Below are 10,873 nucleotides of genomic sequence, written 5' to 3' on the forward strand. Positions count from 1 at the left end.
TGCCTCCATTTCAGAAACAACTTTGAGGCAAATGGAAGGTATGCTTCTATGGCTGAAGTGCTGTTCAAGCATCAGAAGAAGCGGGTACAACGGCAACCAACGGGACAGAAAAGGCCGACGAACTTCAGATTAACATGAATGAGTTGAACACGTTCATTGATGAACTTAGTGTGACGTTCACAGAGCTTACTAATAAAATAGAAGAAACCAACAGCTTTATCGGAACAATTCAGGGAATCACGGAACAGACAAATTTACTGGCTCTCAATGCCTCAATTGAAGCTGCCAGAGCAGGAGAAGCGGGAAGAGGATTTTCAATCGTAGCAGATGAAATCAGAAAGCTCGCTGAAATGACCAGCACTACGGCGACCCGCATTAATGACAACCTGGCTTCCGTCAATCAAGCGAATTCCACCGCCCTGCAAAAGATGAACCTGAGCAGCAGCAAGATGTCTGATAACGTCCAAGCTGTCGAAGATGTAAGCAGTTCTTTTAAAGAGCTGAGGTCCAAGCTTCAGCTGCTTCAGACAGAATTCCATACACTTGCTGATAATTCCAACTCGGTAAAGCAACAGACTGTAAATGCAGAACTTTCAACAAAAGAACTTGCTGCCGTCATTGAAGAGGCATCTGCCGGCCTTGAGGAAGTAAGTGCCACTATTGAAACATTGAATGATGACACCAACACTATAGCTGGCTATGTAAATGAAACGGTCAAAAGTGCAGAAAAGATTCAAGAAAATATTGATAATCAATAATGAAAAGAGCATCCTTTTTTTATTGCCGGGATGCTCTTTTTTTATAATAATTTCTTCTCTATCTTGTGTTCATAATTCTTAAAAATCGAACTGTTCGTGTTGATTCTCTTTTTCGACATCAGTCCGTTAAACTTGAGAAGTTTTTCGTTAAGGTCCTTTTTAAGTCCTTCTTGCTCAAGCTGGTCCTCACAATCCCTGATCATATCTTCGATGCGGAGCATTTCTTTTCTCAGTGCATTTTCCTCAGTTAAAAAACCGGCATTTTTCATGATGCGGTGAGCCATTCGGAGTTCTTCCGGGATACTTGATTCATCTTCCAGGTTCAGCGGCTTTCCGAATCCAGGCAAACGGTCAAATTCTCCATTTTCATAAGCTTTCTTGATATTCTGTTCCGATAAAATTGTAAATAAATCCATGATCCCTTTCCTCCTTTTCAAGTGGGGCTTACTTTTATTATATCCTGATTGCGTTTGTCATCCACCTTACTATAAGTCAATTTTTTGAAACTTTCTTTCTCAAATGGGTTTTCATAAAATCCCGCCTCATGGAAAAACTAATGGCAGGATACAGCGGAAAGGGGTGTCGATCATGAGCAGAGGAAAATCATTCCAACACAAAAAGAAAGGCCATCCTGGCAACTATCCATCGGATGCGCTTACTGAAAAACATACGAAAGAAAAAATTGAAGATGAAGAATATATCGTTACACAGGAAGCTTTCAAAAACCGTGTAGATGAAGAGTGATATTATGTGAGGGGATCTGCTTTGGCGGCTCTCCCTTTTTTATTTCTACTCTTTACTAAACATGGGAGTCAGCTGATATCAGCTCCAAATATACAAGAGGCCTATCTACCATACCTAAAAGACTAACTTTGCGATAAATTATTTATGCTTTTCCTAATCATTGCTGCTTTATATCGACTGATTTCGAGAATATGTTGATTGGAGCGGAAGGTGCGTGACCTCCTGCGGGATTAGCGGGACAGGTGAGACCCCCAATCCAGTTGCTGCGCCCAGCCCCTCGGGATCAAATAACCCGCAGCGAATAAAAGGAAAGAGCGCCTTTTTTCGCTGCGGAACATTTGCCTGTCGGGACTGAACGGGGCGCTTCCACTTTTTAAACAGGCGCAGCCGAGGAGGCTTACCGCCCGCCCCGCGGAGTCACGCACCTGGAGTGGAGATCAGCTATATATGTCAAAGGGCAAAAATGTCTCAAAAAGAGCTTTTTCATTTTATCTGCAATCCGAACCTCACTCAAGGTTCGATAGTACGGTAATCGACTTCTTACCACCTAACCCATCAAGCTATTTACATTTTGTCAGTTTGGGATAGAATCAACTAAATAGACTATAAAAAATTATTAGGTGATTGAATGAAGAAGAAGTATCTATGGTTCCTGTTGCTGATTATCCCTGCAATTCCGTACCTTTTATGGCTCATCAAGGAAGAGACTCCTCTCCATGTCGTCATCCTTGATAAAACGGTACCTGAAGAAGATTACAGAGAGCATAGCGGATTGACCTGGCTGCTTAACCACTGGAAAGTCGTAGATCCCAGGGACGGCACCCCCTATCAGTTAACTGATTATGCGGGATGGCACCCGGAAAACGGCAAAGAGGAAAAGATAGAAGAGCTCGACTTTTCTCCAGGGAAACCAGACCTCATTTATATTGCTGATACTTACGGAGTATATCCTGAACAGGCAGAAAATTCCGAGCGCGGCAATGCCCCCATCTATGGCGGCCTTACACAGGATGAGGTATATCAAATTGATCAAGCGTTAAAAGAAAATTCCTCCACCCTTTTAACGGAATTCAACACATTGGCAAGCCCTACTGAAGACAAAGCCAAGAAAGCGATGTATGACCTGCTTGGCATTGAGTGGTCAGGCTGGATTGGCAGGTATTTTAATGAACTTGATCCCAATGAAAACTCGGAGATTCCTAACTGGATAATTGATTCCTATCAAATCCATTCATCCACTTGGACTTTTTCAGGCCCTGGATTCGTTTTCTCTCATGAGGATGGCAGGCTCTTCATTCTCGAGGAGAAGGATCACTTTAAAGAAAAAGGATTGTGGATTGAATACAGTGAAAAAGGCAGTGATCTATTCGGGATAGATCACTCACCTGCCTACGGATATTGGTTCGATATCATTCAAACCACTTCCGCCCAGGTACTGGGGAGTTATCATATGGACCTTACTCAGGAAGGCAGGGATGTCATTCAAAAGTTTGGCATCTCTGAATCATTCCCTGCTGTAACCCGGCTCCAACAAGAACAATCCAAGCGTTATTACTTTGCAGGTGATTTTGTGGATACAGGCAGCACCCCAGCAATGCATCGATACATTGGCCTTGACTCTATCCAGAAGATGTTTGCATTTGATAAGAAAAACAGACCCCAAACCTTCTATTGGCGGGCGTATGTCCCAATGATGGAAGCGATCCTCAGTGAAGCAAAAGAAGTTGGGAGTGGAGAAACAAACCAAGCCGAAGAAACAGAAGCCATGCCGGCGATGGTGAAAGACAATCAATATTTGGTCAAGAAAGATGGTAAGTGGCAGCCAATCACCATCAAGGGCGTGAACATGGGGATTGCCAAGCCCGGCTATTTCCCTGGAGAGACAGCGATCAGCCGCGATGAGTACTACCGCTGGTTTGAAATGATTCATGAGATGAATGCAAATACGATCAGGATATATACTCTTCATCCGCCAGAATTTTACCAGGCTTTGAAACAATTCAATGATGAACACAAAGAAAATCCGATCTTTCTATTCCATGGTGTCTGGATCGATGAAGCTCCGCTGGAAGAAACACTCGATGCTTTTTCCCCGGAAAATACAGATCCATTTACAGAAGAAATGAAAAGAATCGTGAATGTTATACATGGAAATGCCAATGTTTCTGAAAAACCGGGACATGCGAGCGGGATCTACTCTGCCGACATTTCTGATTATGTAATCGGTTGGATATTGGGGATCGAATGGTATCCTTATATGGTTGAAAATACAAATAAAGTTCATGCTGGTAAGGGCGAGTATGATGGAAATTTCACGTATACAGATGGAGCGACTCCATTTGAGAACTGGCTTGCCGGTATGATGGATACCATATTGACATATGATGAGGAAAATTACGGAACAACCCGCCCTGTTTCTTTTACAAACTGGGTGACAACGGACTTGCTCGATCATCCTTCAGAACCGCTTGAACAGGAAGATCTCGTCAGTGTGAATCCGAATGTGATTTATCTAAAAGGAGACCAAACTGCCGGACAATTCGCATCCTACCATGTGTACCCCTATTATCCGGATTTCCTGAACCTGGAGGAAAAGTACCTTAATTATACGGACCATCGAGGCAGCAAAAACAGCTACGCCGGTTATTTACATGACCTGCATGAAGCCCACCGCCTGCCTGTTTTAATAGCAGAGTTCGGGGTCCCTGCTTCAAGGGGGATGACCCATGAGAACCCGTTCGGCTGGAATCAAGGGTTTCATAATGAAGAAGAGCAAGGAAGAATAAATGCTTCATTATTCGAAGACATTCTTCAGCAAGAGATGCTTGGCGGACTTGTATTCACTTGGCAGGATGAGTGGTTCAAGAGAACGTGGAACACACTCGAGCTTGATAATCCTGACAGAAGGCCTTACTGGTCGAATGCCCAGACAAACGAACAGCAATTCGGCTTGTTAAGCTTTGACAGGCACAAGGTGAAATTGGATGGCGATGCAGCGGACTGGGCGGATACAAAGGCACTTTATTCAGCCGGAGAACAATCTCAACTCCAAAGCTTGAAAATGGCTCATGACGAACGTTATCTGTATTTAAATTTACAGATGTCAAAATCTGCTATCGAAGATTGGGAGAAAAAAGATTTGCTTTTCCTTTTTGATAACGGAAAAGCAGGTGGAAATACCGTTTCCTCGATCAACTCTGAATTTGCAGTTGCAGGAATCGATTTTGTCCTGCATGTGAATGGGAAACAAAATGCCCGCCTGTTGGCAGACAGCTATTATGACCCATTCTATTTCCAATACAGTGAACAGCTGTCTTTCCTTGAGAAGGAGCCTTATCATGGAACACAAGACTCAGGAATCTTCCATCCAATCAGACTGGCACTGAATAAACCGATCACCATTCCGAGCACCGGAGAAACCCTGCCATTCAACTACTATGAAACAGGGACATTCAGATATGGTATCGGCAATCCGGAAGATCCAGCCTATGATGCTCTATCCGATTTTTATGTGGATGAAAAAGAAGGAATTATCGAAGTGCGCATTCCATGGCTTATGTTGAATTTCCGGGATCCCGGCCAAACAGAGATCATCGGTGATCTATGGAAAGAAGGAATGACCGCTTCCTCCGCAACGGCAGGTGTAAGCATCTCAGTTCTTTCCGTTAGCGGAATCGACAGGCAATCCGGCAGTCTTGAACTGAACAGCCTTAATGTTTCTGATAAACTCCCGGCAAGCGGAAACTCTATGAAAATGTACAGCTGGGAAAGTTGGGACCTGCCTCAATCCGAGGAACGATTAAAAAAATCTTATTATATTCTTAAAGAATTGTATGGAAAATACCAATAGGAAAGGAGCACTTCCGGTTTAGGAAGTGCTCCCTTTTTTATAACTATTAGGAAGAAACGCCCTTCCTCTCCATATCGCCCCATTGATGTTTCTTGGTTAGTGATTGGAGCAGCCCCTGTACTCTGAAATAAGTTGTCATCGGGCGGTACCAGAATGTCTCAGAGAGAGCCATGAAGAAAAGTTTGACGATATCCTTCACTTTTGGATATCTTCGTAAACTCCATTCTTCCAGAAGGACACCGCACATGGATAAAAATGAACCATACAGCAGGCTGAGACAGAACAGGAGAATCGCCATTTTCCAGGATATCAGCGAAAATGTGATGCCCATTATAATGATGACATATCCTGCAAATTCCACTACAGCCCCAAGAAGTTCAATCAATAAGAAGTAAGGGAGCGAAATCAAACCGACACTCTTATATCGTGGATTCAACAGCATCCCCTTGTGAATGAACAGTGTTTCCAGCAACCCCCTCTGCCATCGGCTCCTCTGTCTTTGGAGGACCCTGATCGATTCAGGAGCCTCTGTCCAGCAGACAGGATCGGGAATATACTCAATACGGTTGGTACTTTTTTCATCCTTCAAGAGCCTGTGCAGGCGGACGACGAGCTCCATATCTTCCCCGACTGTATGCCGGTTATATCCCCCTGCCTTCAATACCCAGTCTTTATGAAAAATGCCAAAGGCCCCTGACACGATCAACAAGATATTAAACTTGCTCAGGCCTATGCGTCCCATCAAAAACGCCCTTAAATACTCGATCACCTGCATGATGACAATCGGCCGGCGGGACAAACCGACTTCCACGACTTCCCCGCGTTCGATTTTACAACCATTCGCGATGCGGACAGATCCCCCTACCGCAATCACCTCTCCATTTGAATCGATGATCGGCTTCATCACCTGCAGGAATGCGTCCCGTTCAAGAATAGAGTCTCCATCCAGGGTACAAAAGTAAGGAAACTTCGAAACATTGATTCCTGCATTCAAGGCATCCGCTTTTCCCCCGTTCTCTTTATCTACAAGATAAAGATGCTTGTAAACCCTCGACCGGTAAACCGCCTTGATTTCTTTTGTATCCAGGGATTTGCGTATGACAAGAGGGATTTTCTCCATTGAAAACTGCTCGATCATCACTTCAAGGGTCATATCTTTGGAGCCGTCATTAATCACCACGATCTCATATTCGGGGTAGTTCATGCTCAAAAGCGACCTTACACTCTGCACAATCCCCATTTGTTCGTTAAAGGCAGGAACGAGAATGGTCACCGGCTTCGTATCATATGAGTACAAGAGCTCTTCATGCTGCGCAGTTTCCATTCCTAATCTCCTCCTTAATTCCAAAGCCGAAACTAAGAAGATAAACAAGTAGAACGTAAACACGATCAACATATACAAAATTAATAAAATTCCAGTAAAGTAAAAAATATTGCTCATTATCCAATAGAACATCTATACACTTCCTAACCATTGAGAGGCCATGTCCCTTGCAAAAGCATCTGGATGATTTGCAGATGCCTTCTCTAGTATCGATTTGCCATCTTTATATTTTGTCAAAGCCTCACCTGCATAATACCTCACCCACCAATTAGAAGAGGAAAGCAGTTCAATGAGCATCTCCATATAATTGGAATGAACGATCTCACCGGCAGCCTGAGCAAAGATCATCTGCTCAACCCAGCTGTCTGAAGCAGAATAAGGATAGAGAGCTTTTGGGTTTGATATAAAGCCAATATCCCTGATGGCCTTCACTGCATTGACGCGAACCTCATGATCCTCTGAATCAAGGCATGTTTCTGTGAACGGCAGCAAGGACAAATCCCTTTTTTCTCCAATATAGGATAAAACAGCGACCTTAAATGCAGAGGGAAGTTCACTAAATTTTAAAATGATCGTGTTTAAAGTTTCTGCCGGGACCCTTCTGATAATCTGTTTGTAAAAAAACGTAGATTGATAGGGCGGTGATGTTAAAAGAACCTCCAGCATCCTTGGATCATCAGCACCTGCTGCCGTTTGCATAATCAGGTTTTTCTCCTGCGGAGTTGTTGTTGATTTTTCATAGCGTTCCCATAAGAGAGGCACAAAACTGTATATCTGAAAATCTTTAATAATCATTAAAGCATTCATTCTTTCTGCCCAGCGGTTACTTTCCAAACCTTTATTTACTGATCCGGATAAGTACTTTTCTGCTGTTTCTGGAATGGTTCTTTTAAATGATGATGAATCAAAGTTAGATTCAAAATTTTTCAGAATGTCTTCAACTGCAGTGGTGAAAATAGAGTCTTCATTTATCTGCTTTAATTCTATATCATCTCCATTGAGCATTTCCTTAACCAATAAGGGCCTGATTTTTTCTTTCATAAATAGAAGGCGGGAATTCCGTTTCTGCTCTGCTTTTTTTCTAATAACAAGATACAGAAGCATCATTATTAAAACAGCCAGCGCACCAGCTATCGCCATGGTAATCTGTAGATAGGAAATATTAAGCATCTTTGCCTTCCATCCTCTTCGCGACTCTCTTGATTCTTGCTATCAGTTCATTAATCTTAAAAGGCTTTGTGACATAATCGAATGCCCCCGCTTCAAATGCGGAAACAATGTCATCTTCCCTGTTACGGCTTGTCAGCATGATGATGGAAACTTCATTCTCGGAATGCTGTTTCCTGATTTCGCTCAATACTTCCATTCCGTCCATACGGGGCATGATGCCATCAAGCACAATAATGTGCTTCCCGCTTTCCTGCAGCCTCCCGCTGTTCAGGAAGGACTCACCTTCTCTATACACCTGTAAATCAACTTCCCAGTCCCCCCAATCCACTGCATCAAGCTGATCGCTCAAAAACATGCGGATGACTTCATCATCATCCAGAATAGATAATCTTAATTTTTTTCCGGTCTCCCCATTTGTTTCTGTTTTTTTCAATTCTATCGTTTCCTCCATTTGATCCGGACCGTCAGAGGACTCAACCAAGACTCTCTCTAAAATAAACTCCTCATTAATATCATTGTATACTTTGCCCTCTATAGTAATTGAATGGCTGCTTCTCCGGACAGCTGCCTCAATGGTGGCTTTAAGCAGCCGCTCCGCTTCAGCACCTGATTTTTCAGGCAATATTACCGCCGCCACAGAAAGGCCCAGATCAAGGAAAAATGAATTATACGGAAGCATTTCTTTGACTACCTTCCATCCATCGAGGTAATCGTCCCTTTTCAAATCATCTCTGACTGCATAATACAATATATAGAAATCAATATTATTCTTCCTTAAGAAATCCGTGTTTCTCTTAAGAGATTCCAAACCTGTTCTCTTTTCCATATAAAATTGATCCCTTCCTTCTAAAAATGCTGGCGCAAAGAGGCTGTGTCTCTTTCATTATGTTCCTTTTCATCCGGGACATTCATTTATCTCCAGTTGCAGTGCCCACCCCCGGGGAGTCAGGCACCTGGATCGGAAATCAGCACAACTTATCAAGAGTCATAAAACAATTATTCCTCAATTATAATTTACTTTGATTAACATATAAATAAATCATGTGCGAATGAGTGTAACCTTATCAAATGCGAAGCAAAATGAAAAATTTGCAAAAGCTGGCTCGATTGATAAAATGAAGTAGAAAGATTCTGAACTAAAGGAGAATACATATGGAAAATTTCAAGCAAAACCTTGAGAAATATGCTGACCTGGCTGTCAAAGTCGGTGTCAACGTCCAAAAAGGCCAAACATTGGTTGTCAATGCATCCCTGGATGCAGCAGAGTTCGTACGTTTGGTCGTTAAAAAAGCTTATGAAACAGGTGCAAAACACGTTTATGTCAACTGGAACGATGACACAGTGAATCTTTATAAGTATGACCTGGCTCCTGATGAAGCCTTTACGGAGTTCCCTGAGTGGAAAGCCAAAGAAATGGAGACTCTTGCTGAAAACGGTGCTGCCTTCATGTCAATCGTTTCTGCATCACCTGACCTTTTAAAAGGTGTAAATCCGGAGCGTATTTCCAACTTCCAAAAAGCGGCTGGAAAAGCGATGGACAAATACCGCTCTTATATCCAATCTGATAAAGTAAGCTGGTCTGTCCTGGCAGCTCCATCCGAAAAGTGGGCTGCAAAAGTTTTCCCGGATGAACCTGCTGAAGAACAGGTCGACAAGCTTTGGGATGCAATCTTCAAAGCGGTTCGTGCTGATCAGCAAGATCCTGTTCAAGCTTGGAAAGACCATGACCAAAACCTACACGAAAAAGTGGATTACCTGAACAGCAAGAAATACAAAAAACTCCACTATACTGCTCCTGGAACAGACCTGACAATTGAATTCCCTGAAGGCTATATGTGGGTCGGAGCAGGCAGTGTATCTGAAAAAGGCGTTAATTTCATGGCCAACATGCCAACAGAAGAAGTTTTCACTGTGCCATTGAAAACAGGCGTGAACGGAACGGTTTCAAGCACGAAGCCTTTAAGCTACGGTGGAAACGTCATCGACAATTTCAAATTGACATTCAAAGAAGGCCGCATCGTGGAAGTTCAAGCTGAAGAAGGCGAAGATATCCTGAAACGCCTGGTGGAGACGGATGAAGGATCACACTACTTGGGAGAAGTGGCTTTGGTGCCTCACCAATCACCAATTTCCCAGTCCAACATCCTTTTCTATAACACACTATTTGACGAGAATGCTTCCAACCACCTTGCTATCGGAAGTGCCTATGCATTCTGTGTAGAAGGCGGTAAAAACATGTCCAAAGATGAGCTTGAAAAAGCCGGACTGAACAACAGTATCACTCATGTCGACTTCATGATTGGCTCTGCTGAGATGAATATCGACGGAATCACCGAAGATGGTAAAACTGAACCGGTCTTCCGCAATGGTAATTGGGCATTCTAATAATGAAGTTGAGGACCAATCCGCATCACTCTTGCGGGTTGGTTTTTTGATGTGATTAAATTTTGTGATTGCAAGATTAATGGCGGCTTGTGTGTGGGAGAGCGTATTGGCTGGGATAAGCTAACTACTATCTTAATGAGTTGTTGTGGGACTATTTGGGATTACATAAGGTAACTTTTCTGTTTTCTTTGCTATCAGGGGATCCTTGAGGAAGTCATACGACCACTTTTCCTCCTTTTTGGCTGCCAGGGTGTCTCCTGAACCATAGGAACACTTTTGTTCTTTCATATCCTCAAGGAAACTTGCTCATGACACTTTTCTCTCTCCTTTTTGCCTTTCATGTCTTTGAGACTCTTCCTCAAGACACTTTCCTCTCTCTTTTCTGCCTTTCATGCCCTTGAGACGTTTCCTCATGACACTTTTCTCTCTCCTTTTTGCTTTTCATGTCCTTGAGAAACTTGCTCATGACACTTTCCCCTCTCTTTTCTGCCTTTCATGCCCTTGAGACGTTTCCTCATGACACTTTTCTCTCTCCTTTTTACCTTTCATGTCCTTGAGAAACTTGCTCATGACACTTTTCTCTCTCCTTTTTGCCTTTCATGCCCTTGAGACGTTTCCTCATGACACTTTCCTCTCTCCTTT

The 10,873-nt window shown here is 43.0% G+C and carries 8 protein-coding genes; 4 read left to right on the forward strand and 4 right to left on the reverse strand.

Translation table 11 applies throughout. From position 1 onward, the window contains the following. The first annotated feature begins 128 nt into the window (after positions 1 to 128). Complete coding sequence (locus BSG1_RS17300) at positions 129 to 758, forward strand: methyl-accepting chemotaxis protein (protein ID WP_232214254.1); 630 nt, start codon at positions 129 to 131, stop codon at positions 756 to 758. A gap of 41 nt (positions 759 to 799) precedes the next feature. Here BSG1_RS17300 and BSG1_RS17305 read toward each other — a convergent pair whose 3' ends face one another. Beyond that, on the reverse strand, positions 800 to 1,174 hold the full coding sequence (locus BSG1_RS17305) for a J-domain-containing protein (protein ID WP_044023100.1): 375 nt from the start codon (positions 1,172 to 1,174) through the stop codon (positions 800 to 802). A 172-nt stretch (positions 1,175 to 1,346) separates the two neighbouring features. Between BSG1_RS17305 and BSG1_RS21165 the strand changes: the two genes are divergently transcribed. Together BSG1_RS21165 and BSG1_RS17310 are read left to right on the forward strand one after the other, a co-directional pair. Beyond that, positions 1,347 to 1,502, forward strand: a complete 156-nt coding sequence (locus BSG1_RS21165; protein WP_198008257.1) for a hypothetical protein — start codon at positions 1,347 to 1,349, stop codon at positions 1,500 to 1,502. A gap of 628 nt (positions 1,503 to 2,130) precedes the next feature. Then, positions 2,131 to 5,352, forward strand: coding sequence for a hypothetical protein (locus tag BSG1_RS17310; protein ID WP_006838480.1), 3,222 nt, complete (start codon positions 2,131 to 2,133; stop codon positions 5,350 to 5,352). Between the two features lie 46 nt (positions 5,353 to 5,398). Here BSG1_RS17310 and BSG1_RS17315 read toward each other — a convergent pair whose 3' ends face one another. Genes BSG1_RS17315 through BSG1_RS17325 form a run of 3 tightly spaced genes read right to left on the reverse strand, consistent with a single transcriptional unit; the run spans position 5,399 to position 8,672 of the window. Then, a complete protein-coding gene (locus tag BSG1_RS17315) occupies positions 5,399 to 6,808 on the reverse strand; it encodes a glycosyltransferase family 2 protein (protein WP_006838481.1) in 1,410 nt (469 codons plus the stop codon). Beyond that, positions 6,809 to 7,846, reverse strand: a complete 1,038-nt coding sequence (locus BSG1_RS17320; RefSeq protein WP_006838482.1) for a HEAT repeat domain-containing protein — start codon at positions 7,844 to 7,846, stop codon at positions 6,809 to 6,811. It abuts the gene before it with no gap. Further along, complete coding sequence (locus tag BSG1_RS17325) at positions 7,839 to 8,672, reverse strand: response regulator transcription factor (protein WP_006838483.1); 834 nt, start codon at positions 8,670 to 8,672, stop codon at positions 7,839 to 7,841. The genes BSG1_RS17320 and BSG1_RS17325 overlap by 8 nt, the downstream gene beginning before the upstream one ends. Before the next feature lie 326 nt (positions 8,673 to 8,998). Here BSG1_RS17325 and BSG1_RS17330 point away from each other — a divergent pair, with 326 nt between their 5' ends. Beyond that, on the forward strand, positions 8,999 to 10,231 hold the full coding sequence (locus tag BSG1_RS17330) for an aminopeptidase (protein ID WP_006838484.1): 1,233 nt from the start codon (positions 8,999 to 9,001) through the stop codon (positions 10,229 to 10,231). Positions 10,232 to 10,873 lie beyond the last annotated feature (642 nt).

Origin of the sequence: Bacillus sp. SG-1 (assembly GCF_000181495.1) — a bacterium.
GTDB lineage: Bacteria > Bacillota > Bacilli > Bacillales > Bacillaceae_B > Rossellomorea.